General features: G+C 71.3%; 21 protein-coding genes. 3 read left to right on the top strand and 18 right to left on the bottom strand.

Annotation, left to right across the window (positions count from 1 at the left end; all coding sequences use genetic code 11):
* Positions 1–70: 70 nt before the first annotated feature.
* The gene (locus tag ADK86_RS24840) at positions 71–532 is read left to right on the top strand and encodes an ATP-binding protein (RefSeq protein ID WP_234346013.1); all 462 of its coding nucleotides are present in this window, start codon (positions 71–73) and stop codon (positions 530–532) included.
* Between the two features lie 53 nt (positions 533–585).
* On the opposite strand, the gene ADK86_RS24845 is transcribed toward ADK86_RS24840, so the two are convergent.
* Positions 586–1,386: an SGNH/GDSL hydrolase family protein gene (locus ADK86_RS24845; RefSeq protein ID WP_031186967.1), complete on the bottom strand. Its 801-nt coding sequence runs from the start codon at positions 1,384–1,386 to the stop codon at positions 586–588.
* Positions 1,387–1,724: 338 nt separating this feature from the next.
* Between ADK86_RS24845 and ADK86_RS24850 the strand changes: the two genes are divergently transcribed.
* Both ADK86_RS24850 and ADK86_RS24855 read left to right on the top strand, forming a co-directional pair.
* The gene (locus ADK86_RS24850) at positions 1,725–2,534 is read left to right on the top strand and encodes a tyrosine-protein phosphatase (protein ID WP_030600038.1); all 810 of its coding nucleotides are present in this window, start codon (positions 1,725–1,727) and stop codon (positions 2,532–2,534) included.
* Positions 2,535–2,702: 168 nt separating this feature from the next.
* The gene (locus ADK86_RS24855) at positions 2,703–3,161 is read left to right on the top strand and encodes a hypothetical protein (RefSeq protein WP_053698574.1); all 459 of its coding nucleotides are present in this window, start codon (positions 2,703–2,705) and stop codon (positions 3,159–3,161) included.
* Positions 3,162–3,185: 24 nt separating this feature from the next.
* Here ADK86_RS24855 and ADK86_RS24860 read toward each other — a convergent pair whose 3' ends face one another.
* From ADK86_RS24860 to ADK86_RS24940, 17 genes are all read right to left on the bottom strand, one after another.
* Positions 3,186–4,568 (bottom strand): aspartate aminotransferase family protein, encoded by a 1,383-nt coding sequence (locus tag ADK86_RS24860; protein WP_053698575.1) that lies wholly within the window; start codon positions 4,566–4,568, stop codon positions 3,186–3,188.
* A gap of 13 nt (positions 4,569–4,581) precedes the next feature.
* Positions 4,582–6,462: a 1-deoxy-D-xylulose-5-phosphate synthase gene (gene dxs, locus ADK86_RS24865; protein ID WP_053698576.1), complete on the bottom strand. Its 1,881-nt coding sequence runs from the start codon at positions 6,460–6,462 to the stop codon at positions 4,582–4,584.
* Between the two features lie 58 nt (positions 6,463–6,520).
* Positions 6,521–7,657 (bottom strand): flavodoxin-dependent (E)-4-hydroxy-3-methylbut-2-enyl-diphosphate synthase, encoded by a 1,137-nt coding sequence (gene ispG, locus ADK86_RS24870; RefSeq protein ID WP_234346014.1) that lies wholly within the window; start codon positions 7,655–7,657, stop codon positions 6,521–6,523.
* A gap of 61 nt (positions 7,658–7,718) precedes the next feature.
* Positions 7,719–8,741, bottom strand: coding sequence for an adenosyl-hopene transferase HpnH (gene hpnH, locus ADK86_RS24875; RefSeq protein WP_003981497.1), 1,023 nt, complete (start codon positions 8,739–8,741; stop codon positions 7,719–7,721).
* Between the two features lie 5 nt (positions 8,742–8,746).
* Positions 8,747–9,436, bottom strand: coding sequence for a 1-hydroxy-2-methyl-2-butenyl 4-diphosphate reductase (locus ADK86_RS24880; protein ID WP_053698577.1), 690 nt, complete (start codon positions 9,434–9,436; stop codon positions 8,747–8,749).
* A complete protein-coding gene (gene shc / locus ADK86_RS24885; protein ID WP_053698578.1) occupies positions 9,436–11,454 on the bottom strand; it encodes a squalene--hopene cyclase in 2,019 nt (672 codons plus the stop codon). Before shc ends, ADK86_RS24880 begins: the two co-directional genes overlap by 1 nt.
* Before the next feature lie 123 nt (positions 11,455–11,577).
* Positions 11,578–12,642 (bottom strand): polyprenyl synthetase family protein, encoded by a 1,065-nt coding sequence (locus tag ADK86_RS24890; protein ID WP_030604505.1) that lies wholly within the window; start codon positions 12,640–12,642, stop codon positions 11,578–11,580.
* 59 nt (positions 12,643–12,701) lie between these two features.
* On the bottom strand, positions 12,702–14,183 hold the full coding sequence (gene hpnE, locus ADK86_RS24895) for a hydroxysqualene dehydroxylase HpnE (protein ID WP_053698579.1): 1,482 nt from the start codon (positions 14,181–14,183) through the stop codon (positions 12,702–12,704).
* A gap of 133 nt (positions 14,184–14,316) precedes the next feature.
* Positions 14,317–15,294, bottom strand: coding sequence for a presqualene diphosphate synthase HpnD (hpnD, locus tag ADK86_RS24900; RefSeq protein ID WP_050507178.1), 978 nt, complete (start codon positions 15,292–15,294; stop codon positions 14,317–14,319).
* Positions 15,291–16,235: a squalene synthase HpnC gene (gene hpnC / locus ADK86_RS24905; RefSeq protein ID WP_234346015.1), complete on the bottom strand. Its 945-nt coding sequence runs from the start codon at positions 16,233–16,235 to the stop codon at positions 15,291–15,293. The genes hpnD and hpnC overlap by 4 nt, the downstream gene beginning before the upstream one ends.
* A gap of 425 nt (positions 16,236–16,660) precedes the next feature.
* On the bottom strand, positions 16,661–17,458 hold the full coding sequence (locus ADK86_RS24910; RefSeq protein ID WP_003981490.1) for an ABC transporter ATP-binding protein: 798 nt from the start codon (positions 17,456–17,458) through the stop codon (positions 16,661–16,663).
* Entirely contained in the window at positions 17,451–18,380 is a 930-nt protein-coding gene (locus ADK86_RS24915; protein ID WP_053698580.1) for an ABC transporter permease, read from the bottom strand. The genes ADK86_RS24910 and ADK86_RS24915 overlap by 8 nt, the downstream gene beginning before the upstream one ends.
* 79 nt (positions 18,381–18,459) lie before the next feature.
* Positions 18,460–19,332, bottom strand: a complete 873-nt coding sequence (locus tag ADK86_RS24920; RefSeq protein ID WP_053698581.1) for a glycosyltransferase family 2 protein — start codon at positions 19,330–19,332, stop codon at positions 18,460–18,462.
* Positions 19,333–19,346: 14 nt separating this feature from the next.
* Positions 19,347–20,126: a CDP-alcohol phosphatidyltransferase family protein gene (locus tag ADK86_RS24925; RefSeq protein WP_078952243.1), complete on the bottom strand. Its 780-nt coding sequence runs from the start codon at positions 20,124–20,126 to the stop codon at positions 19,347–19,349.
* Positions 20,104–21,165, bottom strand: coding sequence for an iron-containing alcohol dehydrogenase family protein (locus ADK86_RS24930; RefSeq protein ID WP_003981486.1), 1,062 nt, complete (start codon positions 21,163–21,165; stop codon positions 20,104–20,106). Before ADK86_RS24930 ends, ADK86_RS24925 begins: the two co-directional genes overlap by 23 nt.
* The gene (locus tag ADK86_RS24935; RefSeq protein WP_030604478.1) at positions 21,153–21,890 is read right to left on the bottom strand and encodes a sugar phosphate nucleotidyltransferase; all 738 of its coding nucleotides are present in this window, start codon (positions 21,888–21,890) and stop codon (positions 21,153–21,155) included. Before ADK86_RS24935 ends, ADK86_RS24930 begins: the two co-directional genes overlap by 13 nt.
* Entirely contained in the window at positions 21,887–23,680 is a 1,794-nt protein-coding gene (locus tag ADK86_RS24940) for a DUF5941 domain-containing protein (protein WP_053698583.1), read from the bottom strand. Before ADK86_RS24940 ends, ADK86_RS24935 begins: the two co-directional genes overlap by 4 nt.
* Positions 23,681–24,119: the final 439 nt, after the last annotated feature.

Here is a 24,119-nt window from a genome sequence, read left to right on the forward strand (position 1 = left end):
CAGACTGTGCTTGCGATTTATTACACATTGATCCTTGCCATCGGTGAGCAACATCGCACATAGTTGCGGAGTGGCTTCCTCCAACAACGCTCCTTCGTTAGGGCGCTGTGGCGGCTTCGTCGCCGAGCGTCTCCGGGACGCGTTCCACTTGCCGGCGCGCCGCACCTCCGTACCGGAGGCGCGCAGACGTGTTCTCGCGGTGCTGCACGAGTGGGGCGCGGCAGAACAGGTCTGTGATGACGCCGAGTTGGTGGTCTCGGAGCTGTTCACGAACGCCGTACGGCACACCGACAGCGAAAAGGTCGACTGCGAACTGACCGTGCTCGGCGCGTTCCTGCGCGTGGAGGTCACCGACCAGGGCCGCGGCGGCTCCACGCCGCACGTGCAGCCCGGCAGCGTGGACAAGGAGTGCGGCCGGGGCCTGTTCCTCGTCGGCGCCCTGTCCGAGAGCTGGGGTGTACGCCCCGACCCCACCGGCCGCGGCCGCACCGTCTGGGCCGACCTGTCGTACGACTCCCCCACCGCACACTGAAACCGCCGCCCGCGCCGTGGAACGGCGGCGGGCGGCGGTGCGGCATCGCCGCTCTACAGGGGCAGCAGATCGGGCCGCTTCGGCTCGACATGGTCGCCCGAGGACTCGCCGCGCAGACGGCGGCCGATCCACGGGACCAGGTGTTCACGCGCCCAGTGGATGTTGTCCCGTCGCGCCTCGGCGGCGGTGCGCTCCGCCTCCGGCGGCCACGCCTGGTCCGGGTCGGCCGGCACGTCGAGCCCCAGCACCTGCGCGGCGCGCAGCGCGACCCGCGTGTGCCCGTCGGCCGACAGGTGCAGCCGGTCGTCGCTCCAGGCCCGCCGGTCCTGTACGGACTTCAGCGACCACAGGTCCAGGACCGGGCAGTCGTGCCGGTCGGCGATCGCCCGTACGTGGGCGGTGTATGTCGCGATCTTGCCGCGCAGGTGCCGCAGCACCGGCACGCCGCGGGTGTCGAACCCCGTGCACAGCAGCACGGTGCCGACCGTCTCCCGCAGGTCGGCGACGGCCGCCTCGTACCGCTCGGCGACGGCGTCCGGGTCCGACCCCGGGCGCAGGATGTCGTTACCGCCGGCACAGAACGTCACCAGGTCGGGCGCGAGCTCCCTGGCACGCGGCACCTGCTCGGCGATGATCTGGTCCAGCAGCCGCCCGCGGACCGCGAGATTGGCGTACCGGAAATCCCCCTCCGCACGCCGGTCCGACAGGAGAACCGCCAGCCGGTCCGCCCAGCCGATGTACGCCCCGTCACGGCCGGGATCCCCGACCCCCTCGGTGAAGCTGTCCCCGACGGCTGCGTACGACCCGATGGCGCCGTCTGCGCCACTGCTCATCTTCTTCGAATCGTCTGCCACGTCAGGACATACTTCACCCCCGGAAGTGACTTACGCCACCGTAACCAGGGGTTGACGTGGGGTGATTAATGCCACCTGGTCAAATTCTGCTCAAGTCGGAATAAGAAATGGCCGGGGTAAACGGTGTTTTTCGGCCGATCGGGGGGGCGGGGATGATGGCCGGGACGATACCCGGACCGGATGCGGATACGGGCAGGGCGGGACCGGCGGTACATGGCCACCCCCGGCGCCCCGGACACCCCGCGACCGGCCCGGATACCGACTGCACCCATGTCGTATCGTCAAAGTGGCCCGCCTCGTCGACGAGCAGCGTCGGCGACCGATCCCGAGGAGCGCCCGTGACGCAGCAGACCCCGGAGGTCCCGTCGACCGACTCCGAGCTCGCGGAGGTACGCAACTTCCGTGACGTGGGCGGCCTGCCGACCGCGGACGGGCGCCGGGTGCGCAGGGGCCGGCTGTTCCGCAGCGGCCACCTGGCGTCGGCCACCGAGGCGGACGCCGCCTTCCTCGCCGGGCTCGGGCTGCACACCGTCTTCGACTTCCGCAACGCCGCCGACATCAAGCTGGAGGGCCCGGACGTCGCGCTGCCCGGCGTACGGAACGTGAACATTCCGCTCACCGACCCCGCCGACGGGGCCGAGTTCTGGGCCATGGTGCGCGACGGCGAGCTGGGCCACCTGCGGACGGCGCTGGGCGACGGCAAGGCGGCCGGCCGGATGGCCGAGACGTACCGCCACATCATCACCACCCGGACCGCCGACCACAGCCGTGTCCTGCACGCGCTCGCCGAGGACAGCGTCCCTGCCCTCATGCACTGCGCGGCCGGCAAGGACCGCGCGGGCCTGTCCATCGCCGTCACCCTCCTCGCCGTCGGCGTCGAGCGGGAAGCCATCGAGGCCGACTACCTGGAGTCCAACGCCGCCCACCGCCGCTACAAGGTGCGCCGCTCCGACAACTCGGCAGCCGGCATGTCCTCCGAGGTCATGGAACTCCTCGCCCCCCTCTTCGACGCCCGCGCCGAGTACCTGTCCGCGGCCTTCGACGCCATAGAGACGACGTGGGGCTCGACGGAGACCTACCTGAGCGAGGGCCTGAAGCTGTCGCCCGCGACACGCGAGCGGCTGCGGTTCCAGTTGCTGGAGGACTGAGCGGCGCCGGCGGCCGGGGCGGCGGAAGCGCGCCGCCTCCTGCAATGCGCTGCCTGCCGCCTCCCTGCCGCTCTTCACCTCGGGCAAAAAATACGATAAATGCCCCTATCGTCTGGATCCTCCTTTCCGTGCGGCGCATGATGAAAGCAGCGGCAAGGAGGCACAGCCATGACCAATCATCGCCGCTTCATCACGGCACCACTCGTCGCGGCGACGGCAGCCGTCGCCCTCGCCCTGACGGCCGCGTGCGGCACCGACAACAGCACCACACCCGCACCGGCGGACAAATCCGCTCCCGAAAAGGCACAGCAGGACAAGAAAGCGGATTCCTCCCCGGAGAACGAACGCGCGGATCTCACTCGCTTCCGGCTCGATGACCGCTCACAGGCCGGATTCACCAATATCTGGGTCGTGTGGACGGTCAAGAACACCAGCGGAAAGAAGTCCAATTACCACTTCGACTGGGAGGCGGTCGACTCCAACGGCACCCGCGTGGCCAACAGCACGGAATTCGTGACCGATGTACAGCCCGGCCAGACGACGACCGGCGAAAGCCCCACCACGCTCCACAGCGCGCAGGGCGTCAAGCTCAACATCACCAACTTCGACCGCACTGCGACGTATTGATCGGGAGAACGATCGTTCCCCGGGTCACCCCCCTTGCAAAGCCTGCTTCACCAACGTCCTCCCGAAATCCCACATCAGTCCCCCGCCCCGGTGCGCGTCATCCATCACCTCCGTGAACGCGTTCACGAAGCGGTCCACCTCCTGCTCCCCGATCGTCAGGGGCGGAATCAGCTTGATGACCTCCAGATGGTCACCGGATACCTGGGTGAGGATACGGTGGCGCTGGAGGAGGGGGACCACGACCATTTGGGCGAAGAGGCCCTTGCGGGCCGCTTGGAGCATGGTCCAGTGGCCACGGAGTTTCAGGGAGCGGGGGCGGCCGAATTCGATGCCGATCATCAGGCCACGGCCGCGGACGTCGTGGAGGAGTTCGTAGCGGTCGGTGAGAGCGGCCAGGCGGGTGCGGAGCAGGTCGCCGGTGTGGCGGGCGTTGGCGACGATCTCCTCGTCCTCCATGACCGCGAGGACCGCCAGGCCCGCGGCCATCGCCTGGGCGTTGGAGCCGAAGCTGGCGGAGTGGACCAGGACGCGGTCCATGGAGGAGTAGACCTTTTTGAAGATCCAGTCCTTGCCCAGGGTGGCGCCGACCGGGACGTAGCCGCCGGAGAGGGCCTTGGCCACGCACACCAGGTCCGGCTCGACGCCGTCCTCGTGCTGGTAGGCGAAGAAGTCGCCGGTGCGGCCGAGGCCGGTCTGCACCTCGTCGGCGATGAGCAGTGCCTTGTGGCGGTGCAGCAGTTCCTGGGCGGCGCGCAGGTAGCCGGGCGGTGTGGGATGGACACCCTTGCCCTGGATGGGCTCGACGATGAGCGCCGCCACGTCGCCGCGGCGCAGCTCGCGTTCCAGGGCCGCCAGGTCGCCCAGTTCGACGGCGGTGTCCGGCAGGAGCGGCGCGAAGCCGTCCCGGAAGCCGTTCTCACCGTTGACCGAGAGGGACCCGGTGGTCAGGCCGTGGAAGGAGTGGGCGCAGTACAGGACGCGGGGTCTGCCGGTGGCGTAGCGGGCGAACTTCAGGGCGGTCTCGACGGCTTCCGTACCGCTGTTGCCGAAGAAGACGCGGTCCAGGTGCGGGGTGTGGGTGAGCAGTTTCTCGGCCAGCAGGCCGGGCAGGGGCTGGCAGTCGAAGCGGGTGAGGTCGGCGAGCCGGGCGTCCAGGACGTCGTGCAGGGCCTGGCGTACGACCGGGTGGTGGCGGCCGAGGCCCATGACGCCGAAGCCGGCGAGCATGTCGAGGTAGTCCTGGCCGTCGGCGTCCCAGAAGTACGCGCCCTCGGCCCGCTCGTAGACCTTGTCGAAGCCGATCGTGTGCAGCATCCGCGGCAGCTGGTGGTTGAGGTACTTGGCGTGCAGGTCGTAGCGCTCGGCGCCGCGTTCGGCGAGCAGCTTGGTCAGGTCGAATCCGGTCACGGGCCGTTCTCCGTCACGAGTCGTTCTGTTTACGGGCCAGGAAGGCGCCGATCCGCCCGGCGATCTCGGCGGGGGTGAGTCCGATGTCGGCCAGCACCTCGCCGCGCTTGGCGTGCGCCAGGAACTGTTCGGGGATGCCGAAGGTGCGCAGCGGTACGTCCACGCCCGCGTCGCGCAGCGCCTGGCCGACCGCGGCGCCCACTCCCCCGCTGCGGCTGTTGTCCTCCACGACCGCCACCGAGGTGTGGCCGGCGGCCAGCCGGACGAGCGCGGGATCGACGGGCTTGACCCAGCGCGGGTCGACGACCGTGACGCCGATGCCGCGCTCGGCGAGCAGTTCCGCGGCCCCCAGGCAGACCGGGGCCATCACGCCCACAGAGACCAGCAGGACGTCCGCCCGCTCGCCCCGGGCCAGGATGTCCACGCCGCCGGTCCGCTCCAGCGCCGGGACCGGCTCGCCCACCGACTCCTTGGGGAAGCGCAGGACGGTGGGCGCGTCGTCCACGTCGACGGCCTCGCGCAGTTCGGCGCGCAGCTGGTCGGCGTCGCGGGGCGCGGCGATCCTCAGGCCCGGGACGACGCCGAGGACGGACAGGTCCCACATGCCGTTGTGGCTCGGGCCGTCGGTGCCGGTCACGCCCGCCCGGTCGAGGACGAAGGTGACGCCGCACCTGTGCAGTGCCACGTCCATCAGGACCTGGTCGAAGGCCCGGTTGAGGAAGGTGGCGTACACGGCCACGACCGGGTGGAGGCCGCCGGTGGCCAGGCCGGCCGCGGAGACCGCCGCGTGCTGCTCGGCGATGCCCACGTCCCACGTACGGTCGGGGTAGGCCGCGGCGAACTTGGCGAGGCCCACGGGCTGGAGCATCGCCGCGGTGATCGCGACCACGTCGGGGCGCTCCGCGCCGATCTTCACCATCTCGTCGCCGAAGACGGAGGTCCACGACGGCGGGCCGGGCGGCGCGACGGGTGCGCAGGTCAGCGGGTCCATGGCGCCGACCGTGTGGAACCGGTCGGCCTCGTCCTCCAGCGCGGGGCGGTAGCCTCGGCCCTTCTCGGTGAGGCAGTGGACCAGTACGGGCCCGCTGAAGCGGGCGGCGCGGCGCAGCGCGGACTCGACGGCGGCGATGTCGTGGCCGTCGATGGGGCCGACGTACTTCAGGCCCAGGTCCTCGAACATGCCCTGCGGGGCGAAGGCGTCCTTGAACCCCTTCTTGGCGCCGTGCAGCGACTCGTACAGCGGGCGGCCCACGACGGGGGTGCGCTGCACGACCTCCTTGCCCCAGGCGAGGAAGCGTTCGTAGCCGTCGGTGGTGCGCAGGGTGGCGAGGTGGTTGGCGAGGCCGCCGATGGTGGGGGCGTAGGAGCGCTCGTTGTCGTTGACGACGATGATGAGGGGGCGGTCCCTGGCGGCGGCGATGTTGTTGAGCGCTTCCCACGCCATGCCGCCGGTCAGCGCGCCGTCGCCGATGACGGCGACGACGTGGTCGGTGCGGCCCCGTACCTGGTTGGCCTTGGCGAGGCCGTCGGCCCAGCCGAGCACGGTCGAGGCGTGGGAGTTCTCGATGACGTCGTGCTCGGATTCCTCGCGGGAGGGGTAGCCGGACAGTCCGCCCTTGCCGCGCAGCTTGGAGAAGTCCTGACGCCCCGTCAGCAGTTTGTGTACGTACGACTGGTGGCCGGTGTCCCACAGGATGCGGTCGGCCGGCGAGTCGAAGACCCGGTGCAGGGCTATGGTCAGTTCCACCACGCCCAGGTTGGGTCCCAGGTGGCCGCCGGTCCGTGCCACCGCGTGCACGAGGAACTGCCTGATCTCCTCGGCGAGTGCGCCGAGGACGTCCCCGGGAAGCGCCTTGAGGTCGCGCGGCTCGCGGATCTGTTCCAGCATCGACATGCTTCGTCCCCCTCTACGGGTACAGCCAGTACGGCTCTACGGGTTCAGCCAGTACGGTTCAGCCGACGACGACGTCAGGGGTGCCGGGCACCACTCCTTCGGACTCCATGCCCGCCGCGATCTTCATGGCCTCGTCGATGAGCGTCTCCACGATCTTCGACTCCGGCACGGTCTTGATGACCTCGCCCTTCACGAAGATCTGCCCCTTGCCGTTGCCGGACGCGACACCGAGGTCGGCCTCACGGGCCTCGCCGGGCCCGTTGACGACGCAGCCCATGACCGCGACGCGCAGCGGCACCTCCATGCCCTCCAGGCCCGCGGTGACCTCGTCGGCGAGCTTGTACACATCCACCTGGGCACGCCCGCAGGACGGGCAGGAGACGATCTCCAGACGGCGCTGCCGCAGGTTCAGCGACTCCAGGATGGAGATACCGACCTTGATCTCCTCCACCGGCGGGGCGGAGAGCGAGACGCGGATGGTGTCGCCGATGCCCTCGCTGAGCAGGGCGCCGAAGGCCACGGCCGACTTGATCGTGCCCTGGAAGGCCGGACCGGCCTCGGTCACGCCCAGGTGCAGCGGGTAGTCGCACCGCGCGGCCAGTTGCCGGTACGCGTTGACCATCACGACCGGGTCGTTGTGCTTGACCGAGATCTTGATGTCCCGGAAACCGTGCTCCTCGAACAGCGAGCACTCCCACAAAGCCGACTCCACCAGCGCCTCCGGCGTGGCCTTGCCGTACTTCCGCAGCAGCCGCTTGTCCAGCGAGCCCGCGTTGACGCCGATGCGGATCGGCACCCCGGCGTCGGAGGCCGCCTTGGCGATCTCCTTCACCCGGTCGTCGAACTGCCGGATGTTGCCGGGGTTGACCCGGACGGCCGCGCACCCCGCGTCGATCGCGGCGAACACGTACTTCGGCTGGAAGTGGATGTCCGCGATCACCGGGATCTGCGACTTCTTCGCAATGACCGGCAGCGCGTCCGCGTCGTCCTGCGAGGGGCAGGCGACGCGGACGATCTGGCAGCCGGAGGCCGTCAGCTCGGCGATCTGCTGGAGCGTCGCGCCGATGTCGGCCGTGTTGGTCGTGGTCATCGACTGCACCGATATGGGCGCGCCGCCGCCCACCGGTACCGGCCCGACCTGGATGCGGCGCGAGACGCGCCGCTCGGCCAGCGGCCGGGCCGGTATCTCCGGCATGCCCAGTGCGACACCGGCGGCGGAAGGACCGCCCCCGGGAGGTTCACCGGTACCCATCACGTCACCCGCGGTTCGCCGCGACGGTTTCACGGGCGGCGCGCAGGGACTCCTTCAGGGAGCCCATGGTGGCGAGGACGGCGGTGGGCTCGTAGCCGCAGTGCGCCATGCAGTTGGCGCAGCGCGGGTCCTTGCCGCGGCCGTACTTGTCCCAGTCGGTCTCCTCGATCAGCTGCCGGTACGTCGGGACGTAGCCGTCGCTCATCAGGTAGCAGGGGCGCTGCCAGCCGAAGAGCGAGTAGTTGGGGATCGCCCAGGCCGTGCAGGGGAAGTCCGCCTTGCCCTCCAGGAAGTCCAGGAACAGCGGGCTGTGGTTGAGCCGCCAGCGGCGCCGGTTGCCGCCGGCGAACGCCTTCTTGAACAGTTCCCTGGTCTGCTCGACGCCGAGGAAGTGCTCCTGGTCGGGGGCCTTCTCGTAGGCGTAGGCGGGCGAGAGCATCATCTCGTCGACCTTGAGGTCGTCGTTGAGGAAGTTGAGCACCTCGATGATGGTCTGCGGGGTGTCGGTGTTGAAGAAGGTGGAGTTGGTGGTGACCCGGAAGCCGCGCCGCTTGGCCTCCTTGATCGCCTCGACCGCCTCGTCGAAGACGCCTTCCTTGGCCACGGACTCGTCGTGCCGCTCGCGCATGCCGTCGATGTGCACCGCGAAGGCGAAGTACGGCGAGGGGGTGAACTTGTCCATCTTCTTGCGCAGCAGCACGGCGTTGGTGCACAGGAAGACGTACTTCCGCTTGGCCACCAACTGCCGCACGATCTCGTCGATCTGCGGGTGCATCAGGGGCTCGCCGCCCGCGATGGAGACCATCGGGGCGCCGGACTCCAGGACCGCGCCGACCGCCTGGGCGACCGGCATGCGCTGTTTGAGCACACCGGCCGGATGCTGGATCTTTCCGCAGCCCTCGCACTTGAGGTTGCACGCGAAGAGCGGCTCCAGCTCCACGATGAGCGGGAACTTCTCCCGCTTGCGCAGTTTCTGTTCAAAGAGATACGTACCGACCCGGATGGACTGACGGAGCGGCATGGCCATCTGGCTCACCTCCTGGGGAGCAGCAAAGAACGGTGCCATTCGAAGAAGACAGGAAGGATGGAGCGCAGCACACGGAAGGCTGACATTCCACCGCGCAAAGTGCCGATTCGGACAAGTTCATGTTCTGGAGCGTCCACGATCACCCGTACGGCCGCAACCGGACGTCCGCCGTCCCGCGTCGCGGCCGCCAGCGTCGCGGCGGACTCCATGTCCACCGCGACGGCGCCCGCGGCGCGCAGCCCGGCCCGCTCCGCGCTGTGTACGACGTGGTCGGAGCCGCGCAGCAGGCCGGTGTGCACGGTCATACCGCGCTCCTCCAGGGCGCGCAGCAGCGGACCGTTGCCGGAACAGGGCACATCCGCCTCATCGGGCAGATGGCCCCGTGCCGCGTCGGCGACGACCACGTCCCCCGGCCGCATGCCGGGGACCAGACCGGCGCAGAAGCCGGTGGCGACGACCGGGACCCGCGCGGTCGCCGGGCCGTCGCCCAGCACGTGCCGGACGGCGTCCGTCGCCGCGCGCGGCCCCATGCCCGTACGGAGCGTGACCACGGGCGCGGGCGCGCCGCTGTGGTCGCCGCCGCGCAGCGCGAACCGCTCGATGCCGAGCGCGCAGGCGAGCAGCAGCGGCGGCGGCCCGTCGGGCACGGCCCGCAGGCCCTCCCGGGCGGCCTTCGCGCTGCGCGACACGGGCATCAGGCCCCCTGGGACGCGCCGGCCGGTCCGCCGTTGACGTAACGGCCGAGGGCCGTCAGCGGGAAGACCTGCCGGTACAGGTGGTAGTTGATCGAGAAGTCCCAGGGGAAGCCCGTGCCGGTGAAGTACGGCTCGTCCCAGGACCCGTCGTCGCGCTGCGTCCCGGCCAGCCAGCGCACCCCGCGCGTGACCGCCGCGCTCTCCCGCTCGCCCGCCGCGAGCAGCGCCATCAGCGCCCACGCGGTCTGCGAGGCGGTCGACTCGCCGCGGCCCGCCCACGCCTTGTCGTGGTACGAGCGCTGGTCCTCGCCCCAGCCGCCGTCCTCGTTCTGTACGCGCTCCAGCCAGCGCACGGCGCGGCGCACCGCCGGGTGCGAGGCCGGGATGCCCGCGGCGGCCAGGGCCGGGAGGACGGAGCCGGTGCCGTAGATGTAGTTGGTGCCCCAGCGCCCGAACCACGAGCCGTCCGGCTCCTGTTCGGCGAGCAGCCAGCGGATGCCGCGGCGGACCCGCGCGTCGTGCGTCATGCCGAGGTCGGCGGCCATCTCCACCACATGGGCGGTCACATCGGCCGACGGCGGGTCGATGACCTCGCCGAAGTCGCAGAACGGCAGCCGGTTGGGGAACGGGCTGGTGTTGTCGGCGTCGAAGGCGCCCCAGGCGCCGTTCTTGGACTGCATGCCGAGGTTCCAGCGCACGGCGCGCTGCACGGCGGCGTCGACACGCTCCGGGTCCGGGTGCTGGATGCGGCGCAGTGCGAGGACGACCTCGGCGGTGTCGTCGATGTCCGGGTAGTTGTCGTTCTCGAACTCGAACGCCCAGCCCCCGGAGGGCAGTCGCGGCCTGCGTACGCTCCAGTCGCCGGGCCGGCGGATCTGCTCGGCGAGCATCCAGTCGGCCGCCTTGACCAGTTGCGGGTGGTCGGCGGGCAGTCCGGCGTCGGCGAGCGCGATGGCGGCCAGGCAGGTGTCCCACACCGGGGACTGGCATGCCTCGATCATGCGGACGGGGGCGCCGTCCGCGTCCTCGCGCCATACGGCGAAACGGTCCAGCGACTCCAGGCCCTGCCGCAGCACAGGGTGCCCCAGGTCGTACCCCAGCAGATGCAGTGCCATGATCGAGTAGACGGCCGGCGGCTGGATGCCGCCCCAGCAGCCGTCGTTCTCCTGGCGCTCGACGATCCAGCTCGCCGCGGCCCGCAGGGCGGAGCGGCGCAGCTTGCGGACGGCCACCTTCCGGTACAGGTGCAGGCCCTTGTCCAGCCGCTGGAAGACGCCGTCCCAGGTGGTCGGCGGGGCGAGCGGCCGCGGCGGGTTCGGGCGGGCCGGGTCGGCGTGCAGCTCGTCCAGGGCGAACGGCGCGGGGCGCACCGGGCGCACGGAGCCGACGATCGTCAGTGCCACGATCGTCTGCCGCGCCCAGCACGCGAAGTCGTAGATGTTGAGCGGGAACCACTTCGGGAACCAGATCAGCTCGGGCGGCAGTTCGGGCAGGTCCTCCCACTTCCACCAGCCGAACAGGGCCAGCCAGATACGGGTGAAGACCCGGGCGGCGGCGACGCCGCCGTGCTCGCGGATCCAGGCGGCGGCCCTGGCCATGTGGGCGGCGTCCGGCTCGTCGCCGGCCAGCCGCAGGGCGACGTACGCCTCGATGGTGGCGGACAGCTCGCCCGGCCCGCCGTAGAAGGTGGCCCAGGTGCCGTCGTCGCGCTGCTCGCCGCGGATGTGCCGGGCGGCGGCCTCGGTGATGCGCGGGTCGCCGATTCCCAGGAACTGTCTGAGCAGCAGGTCCTCGGCGTCCATGGTGACGTTGGTTTCCAGATCGCCCTTCCACCAGCCCGCCGCGTCCTGGACGGACAGCAGGTACTCGGTGGCGCGGGCCGTGGCGCGGCGGGCGGCGGCCGCCGTGCTCGTGGGGGCGGCCGGGTCGTTCTCGGTGTTCTCGGCGCCGGCATCGCCGGCCGAGGAGGCGGCACGGGGCGGCAGGGCCCCGGTGCTTCCGTCGGTCGTCGCTGTCATGGCTTCCCCTTCTGCAGTGAACTCTGTGAAGCGTGCTCAGGGATTCCGTCGGCCGGCGCCCGCCCCCCTGCCGCGGGGAGCAGCGCCGCCCGGCGACTGCGATCTAGATCGGCTCGATAGGGATCATCTCTCTCGTACGACGACGAAGTCCGCGAGCGCGACGAGCTGCGCGCGGACCGGTGCGGGCATGTCCACCTCGTCCAGTGCGGCGATGGCGGTGGCGTGCTGGCGGCGGGCCTCCTGGGAGGTCCACTCGCGGCCGCCGGCCTCCTCGATGAGGGCCGCGCGTGAGGCGAACTCCTCCTCGGTGAAGTCGGCGATCTCGTCCTCGCTCTTCTTCGCGTCCGCCGCGAGGATGCCGGCGAGGCGTTCGGCGGCCGGGTTGTCGGCGGCCAGGGCGGCGACGACGGGCAGCGACTTCTTGCGCTGCCGCAGGTCGCTCCAGGTCTGCTTGCCGGTGGCCTCCGGGTCGCCCCAGATGCCGAGCAGGTCGTCGACGGCCTGGAAGGCGAGGCCGAGGTGGTAGCCGTAGCGCTCCAGGATGTCGGCGGTGCGGTCGTCGGCGCCGCCGAGGACGGCGCCGATGGAGACGGCGCAGGCGAGCAGCGCGCCGGTCTTGTTGCCCTCCATCTCCAGGCACTCCTCGACGGTGACCCGCTCGCGGTGCTCGTAGGAGATGTCCTGGGCCTGGCCGTCGATGAGCTTGCGGGTGGCGACGGTCAGGCGGCGGGTGGCGCGGCCGGCCTCGACCGTGCCGAGCTCCAGCAGGATCTCGTTGGCGAGGGCGAACAGCGCGTCGCCGACGAGGATGGCCTGGGCCGGGCCGTGCACCTTCCACACCGTGTCGCGGTGGCGGCGCTGCTCGTCGCCGTCCATCAGGTCGTCGTGCAGCAGCGAGAAGTTGTGGACCAGTTCCACGGCGACGGCGCCGGGCACGCCGACCTCCGGCGGCTGTCCGGCGGCCTGCGCGGACAGCAGCGCGAGCGCGGGGCGCACGGCCTTGCCGCCGTCGCCGTCCGCGGGCCGTCCGGCCGCGTCGATCCAGCCGAAGTGGTACGCGGCGACGGTGTCCATGGGAGGCGCGAGCCGGTCCACGGCGGCACGCAGCACGGGAGTGGCGAGCCGCCGCCCGCGCTCCAGCAGCGCGGTGACGCTCTCGGTGTCGATAGCTGGGGAAGCCGGATGCACGGTTTCTCCTCTGTTTCCGGTGCTCGTGCTCGTGCGAGCGCTCGTGCTCGTGCTCGTGGTCATGCCACCTCCTGGGGCAACTGGCCCTGGGGGAAGCCGAGTTCGGTGAGTGCCTCGCGAACGGCGCCGAGGCCGCTGCGAACAGCGCTTTCCATGGTCGCGGGCCACCCGGTGGCGGTCCACGCGCCGGCCAGGTACAGGCCGGGGTTCTGTGTGCGGGCGGCGGGGCGCAGCCGGCCGACGCCCGGGGTGGGAGCGAACGTCGCGGTGCGTTCGCGGGTGACGAAGAAGTCGCGGACGGTGGCGCCGCGCGCTGCGGGCAACAGGCGTGCCAGCTCCGGCAGATAGCGCTCGCGCAGCTCGGCCACCGGCCGGTCGATGTCGTCCTGTGCGGCGGACTGCGAGACGGCCAGGTACTGGCTGCCGGCGCCGCCGGGCAGGGCGGCGAGCCCGGAGGCTTCCGTACGGTCGAAGACCCACTGCACGGGCGAGCCCAGCGCCGCGAAGAACGTCCCCCTCGACGGACCTGACGGTCCGGGGGACGCCCCCAGCTTGAGCACCGGCCGGTCGTACACGACATGCAGATTCAGGATCGGCGCCGTGCCGATGTCCAGCAGCCGGTCCTGCCCGTCGAGGCTGCCGGCGGGCAGCAGGGCGTGCGTCTCGCGCTGCGGCAGGGCCAGGACGACCGTGCCGGCGGCCAGCTGCTCGCGGCCGTGCGGGCCGTTGTCGACCGCCACCCGCCAGGCCCCGTCCTCGCTACGGTCCAGGCCGCTCGCGCGGGTGCGCAGCTCGACGCGGACGCCCGCCTTCTCCAGGGCCTCGCGGGCGAGCACGTCGTGCACCTCGCCGAGCGGCACCCGGGCCCAGCCGATGTCGGCGGCGCCGTTGTCGGAGAGCAGGCCGGTCTTGAAGACCTTGGCGGCCAGGCCGAGCGAGGCGTCGCCGGCCCGTGCGTTCAGCGTCGCGACGCCGACCAGGTCCCACAGCGCCTCGACGGCGCGCGGCGACTGGCCGTGCCGGCGCAGCCAGGAGGCGAAGTCCACGCCGTCCAGCCGCGGGTCCTCGGGGTCGAGCTTCTTCAGGGCCAGCGCAGCGCGGCCGACGTTCGCCCGCTCGGCGAGCGAGAGGTGCGGGTACGTCGCCAGGCTTCTGGCCAGGTGCAGCGGTACGGGCAGGGCGGTACGCCGCAGCCGCCCCAGCCGCAGGCCGTCGGCGTCCAGCACCGGGACGTCCATCCGGTCCTGGAGGGGTACCAGGCTCCGGGCGCCGACCCGGTCGAGGAACCAGCCGTACGCCGTGCAGCAGCGCAGGTAGACGTGCTGGCCGTTGTCGACGGTCAGCTCGCCCACCGCGGACTCGCGGCGGAAGGAGAAGACCAGGCCGCCGAGCCGGGGCCGGCCCTCGACGAGGGTGACGCGCAGCCCCGCGTCGGCCAGCGCCAGCGCTGCCGTGATACCGGCGAGACCGCCCCCAATGACCACCGCAGCCGCCCCATCGGGACGGCCTGCCTCATGTGCATCGTGCCGGTCGGGCCGCATCGGTTGCGATGTCATTCGCCCTCCCTGATTACTGTCGTCAGGGACGCAGCGGCCCGGCGGAGGGTTGCCCGCCGTTTGGACCGCCGCCGCGGCCCTGAGCTGGGCTCGTCGGCCCCGTCCGGCTCCCGCCCCGTCATCCGCGCCTCCTCGCGGGCGGCCGGCCCGCCGCCCGCGCCGCCTGCCGGCGGCCGATCGCCCGTGCGTCGAAACCCGAGAGCCCGCGCACGGCCACGAACGCCTTCTCCCGGCCGGGCAGCGAGACCCGGCCGCGCAGCACCGCCTCCGGGTCGGCGGCGATCCGCGCGAGCAGCCGGTGGTAGATCCCCGCCATGGCTGCCACACAGGCCCCGCTGCGCCGGTCGAGCATGGGCAGCAGCCTGAATCCCTGGTCGAACAGGGCGCGGGCGCGCCGTACTTCGAAGTGGACCAGTCCGGTGAAGTCGGCGCCGGGCGGCGGGACCGGACTGTGGAAGCCCACCGAGCAACCGAACTTGGCGAGGTCGTCGGAAGGGAGGTACGTACGGCCGTTTCCCGCGTCCTCGCGAACGTCTCTCAGAATATTGGTCAGTTGGAGGGCCAGCCCGAGCGTATCGGCGTATTCGGCGGCGCGTGCGGTGTCCGGCGCGCCGGGGACCGTGCCGAACACCCCCAGCGAGAGGCGACCGATCGCGCCCGCCACACAGCGGCAGTAGACCTTCAGGTCGTCCCAGGTCTCGTAGGTCTCGCCGCGTACGTCCATCAGGACGCCGTCGATCAGCTCGTCCAGCCCGCCGAGCGGGATGGGGAAGCGCCGGGACGCGTCGGCCAGCGCCACCGCCACCGGGTCGGTGTCGTCCTCGTCGACCGCGCCGTCCTGGATACGGGCGAGCAGGGCGCGGGTGTCCTCCAGCCGCCGCTCCTTGGCGTCGTCCGCCAGCGGGCCGTCGCCGATGTCGTCGACCCGGCGCGAGAAGGCGTAGAGCGCCGACATGGCCTGCCGCTTGTCGGTCGGCAACAGCCGGATGCCGTAGGCGAAGTTACGTGCCTGCTGCCCGGTCACGGCCTCGCAGTAACGGTACGCAGCGAGCACCGGCGCGGACGCGTGTGCGATGTCCTCCACGGTCCGACTCACCCCTTTCTTCGCAATGTCGCCCGCACCTCGCGCAGCAGGCTGAGCTTGGTCGGCTTGGGCGGTCCAGGGAGCACGTCGTGGTCGGCGGCCGCGACCGCCCGGAGTGCGGCGCGTCCGCCGCCGACGAAGCCGGCGAGCAGCAGCTTGAGCCTGCCGTGGACGCTACCCACCAGCGGGGTGCCTTCATTCAGCAGCGCGCGGGCGCGTTCCGCCTCGTACGCGATGAGCGCGCGCACCGGTGCGCCCCCTGTCGGTGCGGCGAGATCCCGCTCGGTGACACCGAAGCGTTTCATGTCCTCGCCCGGCAGGTAGACGCGGTCCCGGCGCAGGTCCTCGGCGACGTCCTGGAGGTGCTCGACGATCTGCAGGCCGGTACAGACGGCGTCCGAGGCCCGGATGCGCTCGGGGCTGGCGGTGCCGGTGATGCCCAGGACGAGCCGGCCGACGGGGTTGGCGGACAGCTCGCAGTAGGCGAGCAGGTCGCCGTACGCCGGATAGCGGCCGACCCGCTGGTCCTGCCGGTTGGCCTCGATCAGGCCGAGGAAGGGCTCGGGGGTCAGGCCGCAGCGGCGCACGGTGGGGCCCAGGCGGCGCATCAGGGGGTGCAGCGGGCCGGGGGCCCGGTCGCTGAAGACGCGGTGGAGGTCCGCTTCGAGCGCGTCGAGCAGCGCCAGGGTGTCTCCGCTCTGCGCCGGGTCCAGCCCCAGGCGCAGGGCGTCGCCGCCGCCGGGTGCCAGGTCGCCGTCGCCGATGTCGTCCACGAGGCGGGCGAAGCCGTAGACGGCCATCAGGTCCCGCCGCCAGGCGCGGGGCAGGAAGAACGGCGCCACCGGGAAGTTCTCGTGCGCGGCCTGGTCCAGGACGGTGCGCGACTGCGCGTCGTCGTCGCGGGCGCCGTCCGGCACCCGCTGCCGGACGAGGACATCGCGTGCCCGTGCCATCCCTCGGCTCACCGGAGGCTGCCCGGCGCGCTTCGGGGCCGGAGAGTTCCAGTAGCCATTGCCGTCACGCCTCCCGTTCTACACCGCCAAGCCAAAGCATCCCATTTCGGACACGCCGCATGCCGCGACCCGCCCGATCGAACCCCCGGCCGCCAGGGCGGGTACACATTGCCCGACTTGTGCCACTTGTGCTGTTCAGTACCCGTACAGCTTACGCCGTACATCTCTCCGGCGTCCGAGGGGGTACCGAACCGCGAAGCAACGATCCGGTCAACATCCAACCGGCCTGAACTGTTCCCGTTTTCGGCCCAGTTGACCAGCTGTTAACGATCTCCAGACCTGCGGACAACCTTCCGCCGCCGGCCCGGCAACGATCAACGGCCCCCGCGAGCCGGACTCGCGGGGGCCGTACGGCGCGCTGCGGGCTACTTGCCCGTCTCCTTCTCGTACGCCTTGATCACCTCGTCGGTCGGGCCGTCCATCATCAGCTCGCCCTTCTCCAGCCACAGCACCCGGTCGCAGGTGTCCCTGATCGACTTGTTGTTGTGGCTGACCAGGAAGACCGTGCCGGCCTCCTTGCGCAGCTCGCGGATGCGGGCCTCGGAGCGCTTCTGGAACGCCCGGTCACCCGTCGCCAGCGCCTCGTCGATCATCAGCACGTCATGGTCCTTGGCCGCCGCGATGGAGAAGCGCAGCCGCGCCCCCATGCCGGAGGAGTACGTGCGCATCGGCAGCGAGATGAAGTCGCCCTTCTCGTTGATGCCGGAGAAGTCGACGATGCTCTGGTAGCGCTCGTGCACCTGCTCGCGGGACATGCCCATCGCCAGGCCGCCGAGGATGACGTTCTTCTCGCCGGTCAGGTCGTTCATCAGGGCCGCGTTCACACCCAGCAGCGACGGCTGGCCGTGCGAGTAGACCTTGCCGCGCTCCGCGGGCAGCAGTCCGGCGACGGCCTTGAGCAGCGTCGACTTGCCCGAGCCGTTCGAGCCGATCAGTCCGATCGACTCGCCGCGGTACGCGGTGAAGCTGACGCCCTTGACCGCGTGCACCTCGCGCACCCCGCTGGACGGCTTGCGGCGGATGATGCGGTTCAGGGCCGCGGTGGCGCTGCCCTTGCCCGCTCCGGTGCCGTACACCCGGTACACGATGTGCAGGTCGTCCGCGATCACGGTGGGGACGCGGGTGGTGTCCGCCGTCTGCGCGGCGCCCTCTTGCTCAGCCACGGCCGTAGCGCTCCTCAGCCTTCCAGAAGTACACGAAGCCGGCGACGCCCATCACCAGCGCCCAGCCGACGGCCAGCGGCCACACGTGCGGCGGCAGCTTGTCGGCGGTGAAGCTGTCGATCAGCGCGAACCGCATCAGGTCGATGAAGATCACGGCCGGGTTGCAGTCCAGCAGGACGTGCACGAAGGCCGGGACCGCCTTCTCCTTGAGGATCTGGTCGATGCTGAACATCACGCCGGACGCGTACATCCACGTCCGCATGATGAAGGGCATCAGCTGCGCCAGGTCGGGGGTCTTGCTGCCCAGGCGGGCCATGACCATCGCGAGCCCGGTGTTGAAGACGAACTGCAGCACCAGTGCCGGGATCGCCAGCAGCCAGGACCAGGTGGGCACCTGCCCGTAGCCCAGCAGGATGAGGACCAGCACGCCCATCGAGAACAGCAGCTGCTGGAGCTGCATCAGGCAGAACGAGATGGGCAGGCAGGCGCGCGGGAAGTGCAGGGCGCGCACCAGGCCCAGGTTCCCGGAGATCGCGCGGGTGCCGGCCATCACCGAGCTCTGCGTGAAGGTGAAGATGAAGACGCCGGTGACCAGGAAGGGCACATAGTCCGCGACCCCGCGGCTGGTGCCGATCAGCAGGCCGAAGATGAGGTAGTAGACGAGCGCGTTCAGCAGGGGCGTCACCACCTGCCACACCTGGCCCAGCTTCGCCTGGCTGTACTGCGCGGTCAGCTTCGCGCTGGCGAAGGCGGAGATGAAGTGCCGCCGGTCCCACAGCTGCCGTACGTACTCCGGCAGGCTGGGCCGGGCCCCGCTCTGCGTCAGCCCGTACTTGCGGGCCAGCTCGGCACGGGACAGCCCGTCGTCGGATGTTGGCGGGGCACTCATGGCGACCGCACTGTCGTGCGTAGTCTCGCTCACTGTTGACACTTTCGTCCTCAAGGTGCGCTGCCGGGGCCGTGCCCCGGGTTCGCGCCTGATGCTCTCAGATACGAGCTTGTCAGATGACGGGAGGGCGGCCCAGCCGGGTCAGGCGCCACACGGTACGCCACTTCATGGGACGCCTGGGACCACAGGACGTGGCCCAGCCCTCCTTGAAGCCGCCCAGCCAGGCACGCAGGGCGGGCCGCGAGGGCCGCCGGGCCAGGGTGAGCAGGAACCAGACACCGAGATAGACCGGAACCAGCGGGGCCGGGAGGTTGCGGCGGGCCAGCCAGACCCGGTTGCGGGCCACCATGCGGTGGTAGACCGCGTGCCGGCTGGGGGCGTGGGTGGGGTGCAGCAGCACCATGTCCGACCGGTAGTCGATCATCCAGCCCGCGTCCAGGGCCCGCCACGCCAGGTCGGTCTCCTCATGGGCGTAGAAGAAGTCGTCGGGCAGCCCGCCGACCTCCTCGAAGACCTTCGTGCGGACCGCGTTCGCGCCGCCGAGGAAGGTGGTGACGCGGGAGGAGCGCATCGGGTCGGAGGCCCGCAGCCGCGGCACGTGGCGGCGCTGGGTCTCCCCCGTGTCCGGGTCCGCGATACGGAAGCTGATGATCCCGAGCTTCTTGTCGCGGGCGAACGCCTCACGGCACAGCTCGGCCGTGTCCGCCCGCTCCAGCAGCCCGTCGTCGTCCAGGAACAGCAGCACGTCCACCTCGCCGCCGCCCGGTCCGAACGCCTCGATGCCGACATTGCGCCCGGCCGGGATGCCGACGTTCTCCGGCAGCTCCACGGTCCGTACGCCGTCGGGCAGCGGCGGCAGCGGCGAGCCGTTGCCGACGACCACGACCTCGATGTGCTCGCCCTGCTGCTTGGCGACCGAGTCGAGCAGCGCGCGCAGCTCGTCGGGGCGGTTGCCCATGGTCAGGACGACAGCGCCGACCTTCATCTCTCGCGCCCCCGTCACTTGAGCCTGCTGGAGGCGAGGATGGACACCAGGTGCAGCACGGTCTGGAGCAGCGCGATACCGGCCATCACCGCGACGCCGAGCCGCGAGAAGAACAGGTCGCCCCGTACCGCGTCCACGACCGCCAGGAGCAGGATCACCAGCGACGCCTCGATGCCGAGGATCAGCCGGTGGAACTTCAGCGCCGCGGCCGCCCTGCGGGCCAGCGCCATGCCGGACGAGCGCGGCTCGGACGCGGCCTCCTTGACCGGCGGCAGTCCGCCCTGGTGGCGGGCCACGCCGACCAGGTCCGTCTCCGCCTTGATCAGGATCGCGCCGAGGGCGGCGAGGGTGCCGAGGAAGGCCCACAGCCAGTCGATCCGCCCGGAGCCCCACAGGTCGGCGGCGCGCAGGCCGAAGCCGACCAGCACGGCGGCGTCGGTGAGGTAGGCGCCGACCCGGTCCAGGTAGACCCCGCCGAGCGAGAACTGCTTCTTCCAGCGGGCCACCTCGCCGTCGACGCAGTCGAGCAGCAGGTAGAGCTGGACCATCACCACCCCGAGCACGGCCCCCCAGACACCCGGCACCAGCAGGGCCGGGGCGGCGAGGACGCCGCAGAGGGTCATCACATAGGTCAGCTGGTTCGGCGTGACCCTGGTGTTCACCAGGTACCGGTCGCAGCGCAGCGAGATCTCCCGCATGTACAGGCGACCGGCCCAGTGCTCACCGCTGCGCCGGTCCTTGACACCCGCGGGGTGCACGACCGGGCGGAGTTCAGCTACTGACGGCTTGTGCATAGTCGGCGTAGGCGTCCCTGATCTGGTCGGTGGACAGGTCGAGGTGTTCGAGGATCGTGTAGCGGCCCGGACGGGTCTGCGGCGCGTACTCGACGGCCCGGACGAACTCCTCGTCGCTGAAGCCGATCTCGCCGGGCGTCACCGGCAGGCCGTGCCGCCTGAGCACCTCGATCATCAGCCCGCAGGTCTCCTTGTCCCCGCGCAGGTGCGTGGCGAAGGCGGCGCCGAGGCCGCACTGCTCGCCGTGGCTCGCCGCCCGCTTCGGGTACAGGAGGTCGAAGGCGTGGTTGATCTCGTGGCAGGCGCCGGAGGCCGGGCGGCTGTCGCCGGCCACCGACATGGAGATGCCGGTCAGGACCAGGCCCTCGGCCAGCACCTGGAGGAAGCCGTCGTCGCCGACGCCGCCGGGGTGGCGCAGCACGGCCTCGCCGGCCTGGCGTGCCATGGCGGCGGCCAGCCCGTCGATGTCCTCGCCGGTCTCGCGGTGCGACAGTTCCCAGTCGGCGACCGCGGAGATGTTGGAGATGGCGTCGCCGATCCCGGACCGTACGAAGCGGACCGGGGCCTCCCGGATGACGTCGAGGTCGATCACCACGGCGATCGGGTTGGGCACGCCGTACGAGCCGCGGCCCGCGTCGTTGTCGAGCGTGGCCACCGGCGAGCACAGGCCGTCGTGCGACAGGTTCGTCGCGACGGCGACCAGCGGCAGGCCGATACGGGCCGCCGCGTACTTCGCGCAGTCGATGATCTTGCCGCCGCCCAGGCCCACGACCGCGTCGTAGCGGCCCTTCTTCATGGCGTCGCCGAGCTTGATCGCCTCGTCCAGCGTGCCGCCGCCGACCTCGTACCAGTCGGCGCCGGGCAGCATCGGGCACAGCCGCTCCCGCAGCCGGGCGCCGGAGCCGCCGCTGATGGCGACGGCGAGCTTCCCGGACGCGGAGATCCGCTGGTCGGCCAGCAGGCCCGCCAGGTCGTCCAGTGCGCCGGCGCTGATGTCGACGACGACCGGGGACGGAATCAGGCGGGTCAGTACCGGCATGCGATCTCACGGCCCTTCGCGAGGTCGTCGTGGTTGTCGATCTCGACCCACGCGACCTCGCCGATCGGCGCCACGTCCACCTTGAAGCCGCGGTTGACCAGCTCCTGGTAGCCGTCCTCGTAGTACAGGTCGGGGTCGCGCTCGAAGGTGGTCTTCAGCGCGTCCGCCAGTTCCTCGGCGGCCGAGCCCTCGATGAGGGTGACGCCGATGTACTCTCCGGTGGCCTCGGCCGGGTCCATCAGCTTGGTGATCTTCTGGACGCCCTTGTCGGGGTCCACGACGACCTTCATCTCCTCGTCGGCCAGGTTCTTGACCGTGTCCAGCGCGAGGATGATCTTCTGGCCGTTGCCGCGGGCGGCGAGCAGGGTCTTCTCGACGGAGACCGGGTGCACGGTGTCACCGTTGGCGAGGATCACGTCGTGCTTGATCGCGTCCCGGCCGCACCACAGGGAGTAGGCGTTGTTCCACTCCTCGGCCTTGTCGTTGTCGATGAGGGTGAGCTTGAGGCCGTACTTCTCCTCCAGCGCGGCCTTGCGCTCGTACACGGCCTCCTTGCGGTAGCCGACGATGATCGCGACCTCGGTCAGGCCGATCTCGGCGAAGTTGCCGAGCGTCAGGTCCAGGATGGTGGTGTCACCATCGACCGGCACCAGCGCCTTGGGCAGGGTGTCGGTGTAGGGACGCAGACGCCGTCCGGCGCCGGCGGCCAGCACGAGGCCGATCATGCGGGTTCTCCTTCATCGTGTACGGCGGGTGCTCCGGAGGACACCCAGAAACGGATGCTCTCGGCGAGCACCAGCAGCGCCAGGACCACTGCCAGGGCCGTCAGCGCGATTGTGAAACCTGTGGAGTGCAGCAGGGCCGCGAGGAGGACAACGACCAGCGTGCGTCCCTCGTGCCCGCCGGTTGCGCGCACCAGCCAGCGCGGCGGGGCCCCGGCGCCCACGCGGATGCGGTAGACGGTGTCGTAGTGATGGTAGGCGACCGCCGCGACCAGCCCGAACGCCGCGGGCAGCGCCTGGTCGACGCCGGAACGGGCCGCCACGACCAGGATCGCGACGTACTCGCCCGCACGGAACAGCGGGGGGACGAGCCAGTCGAGGGGGCCTTTCAGGGGGCGGGCGACGGCGACGCCGGCGAAGACCGCGTACACGGCCGCGCCGAGGACCGGCCACCAGCTGCCCGCGTCGCTCCACGCGAGCTGCGCCATCAGGAAGGCCACACCCGCGAACGCCATGACCGGAGCCGTGACCGAGCCGCGGGCGGCCGGGCCCTTGGCGGCCAGCTCGGCCAGCGGCCCGGAGTCCGCCAGGTCGGCGAGTGCGGCCGCCGCCCGGTCCGTACGGCGGGCGCGCCGTGTGAGCGAGCGCAGCACCCGGCCCGCCGTGGTGTAGCAGGCGGCCAGGGCGCAGCCGACGAGCAGCGCGTAGAAGACGATGCGCGGGGTGGTGCAGGCGGTCAGTACGGCGATCATGGCCCAGCGCTCGCCGATGGGCAGCACGATCATCCGGCGCACCCAGACCGTCCAGCCGACGCTGTCGAGCCGGTCGGACAGGGCCGCGGTGGGGCTGGTGTTGCCGGTGGCGTCGTGGTTCGCCTCGTTGAAGGAGAAGTCGACGACATGCCGGCAGGTCTGGAGGACCATCGCCCCCAGAGCCAGCGCCCACACATCGTCGCCACCGCGCGCCGCGCCGAGCGCCAGGCCCGCGTAGTACGCGTACTCCTTCGCGCGGTCGAAGGTCGCGTCGAGCCAGGCGCCCATCGTCGAGTACTGCAGCGAGTAGCGGGCGAGCTGCCCGTCGGTGCAGTCCAGGACGAAGGAGAAGATCAGGAGCAGCCCCGCGGCGATGAAGCCGCCGCGGCTGCCGGTGGCCGCGCAGCCCGCCGCGATCAGCGCGGTGAGCAGCGACGCGGTGGTGACCTGGTTGGGGGTCAGGCCGCGGCGCGCGCACCAGCGGGCCAGGTAGCGGGAGTACGGGCTGATGAAGAAGGTGGTGAAGAACCCGTCGCGGGCCTTGACGGCGGTACGCAGCCGTACGGCCTCGTCGTCGACGGCGGCGACGGCCTCCTCGGCGGCGGCGCGCTCGGCGGGCGTCAGCGGCACGGTCGCGACCAGGCTGCCCAGCTCGACGCTCTGCGGCGCGGCGTCCTCGGCCGCCATGCCCTCGGCGAGGGCGTCCGGGAGGACGTCCACGCGGTAGCGGGTGCCGGGGCCTGCGGGGACCGCGGTGGCGGCGCGCTTGAGCGCGGCGCGCGCCTCGGGCTGCGCCGTGACGGCGCCCGGCACGGCGGCGGCCGGGAAGCGCGGGTCGGTCAGCGCCAGCCGGAGGCTGTGCAGATGGCCGACGAAGCGCGGGTCGACGACGGCGACGCGCTCATCGGCCGGGACCTCGGCGAGCGCGTCGGCCACGGCCGCGGCGCCGTCCGCCGTACGGACGTGGAAACCCAGCGAGCGCAGGGCGGCTTCGAGCGGCGACCCGGCGACCGGCGGACCGGTGAGGATGGCGGTCGACAGACGAACTCACTCCTTGGAAGCTGGCGAGGCCGCGCCGGTCGGTCCGCATTCGATACGGGCTACCCGGGCAGCGGGCGTGGCACACCTGGCCCCGAGGGGGTGGGTGGGCACGTCGGCAGAGGCTATCGGATCGCCGGATGCGGCCGTTCACCGCGCATTCACCGCACGATCGAGTGACCGCCGGCTGCGCCTGCCGCGATCATCATGGTGGATCGGAGCGCCCGTGAACAACTGACGCCCGCACGAGCCCCGGACATCGTGCCGGTTATGACGCATCTGGCCACGTATGGACGGAATGCCGGGCGGGTGGGGTGGGTCACGGGGCGGGGCGGGTGCGCCCCTTCCCGGGCCAGGAACCGCAGGATCGAGGGCCCCCCGGGTCCGGGTGCCGCGATCATCGTGGTGGATCGTAACGCCCGTGGCCGACTAACGCGCGCAC

Source organism: Streptomyces sp. NRRL F-5755, assembly GCF_001279365.1.
Classification (GTDB): domain Bacteria; phylum Actinomycetota; class Actinomycetes; order Streptomycetales; family Streptomycetaceae; genus Streptomyces; species Streptomyces rimosus.

Coding starts and splice junctions, on each gene's coding strand:
- ADK86_RS24855 (WP_053698574.1), top strand. CDS start 2,703: ATGACCAATCATCGCCGCTTCATCACGGCACCACTCGTCGCGGCGACG.
- dxs (WP_053698576.1), bottom strand. CDS start 6,462: ATGTCGATGCTGGAACAGATCCGCGAGCCGCGCGACCTCAAGGCGCTT.
- ispG (WP_234346014.1), bottom strand. CDS start 7,657: ATGCCGGAGATACCGGCCCGGCCGCTGGCCGAGCGGCGCGTCTCGCGC.
- hpnH (WP_003981497.1), bottom strand. CDS start 8,741: ATGGCCATGCCGCTCCGTCAGTCCATCCGGGTCGGTACGTATCTCTTT.
- ADK86_RS24880 (WP_053698577.1), bottom strand. CDS start 9,436: ATGCCCGTGTCGCGCAGCGCGAAGGCCGCCCGGGAGGGCCTGCGGGCC.
- shc (WP_053698578.1), bottom strand. CDS start 11,454: ATGACAGCGACGACCGACGGAAGCACCGGGGCCCTGCCGCCCCGTGCC.
- hpnE (WP_053698579.1), bottom strand. CDS start 14,183: ATGCGGCCCGACCGGCACGATGCACATGAGGCAGGCCGTCCCGATGGG.
- hpnC (WP_234346015.1), bottom strand. CDS start 16,235: ATGGCACGGGCACGCGATGTCCTCGTCCGGCAGCGGGTGCCGGACGGC.
- ADK86_RS24920 (WP_053698581.1), bottom strand. CDS start 19,332: ATGAAGGTCGGCGCTGTCGTCCTGACCATGGGCAACCGCCCCGACGAG.
- ADK86_RS24925 (WP_078952243.1), bottom strand. CDS start 20,126: ATGCACAAGCCGTCAGTAGCTGAACTCCGCCCGGTCGTGCACCCCGCG.
- ADK86_RS24930 (WP_003981486.1), bottom strand. CDS start 21,165: ATGCCGGTACTGACCCGCCTGATTCCGTCCCCGGTCGTCGTCGACATC.
- ADK86_RS24935 (WP_030604478.1), bottom strand. CDS start 21,890: ATGATCGGCCTCGTGCTGGCCGCCGGCGCCGGACGGCGTCTGCGTCCC.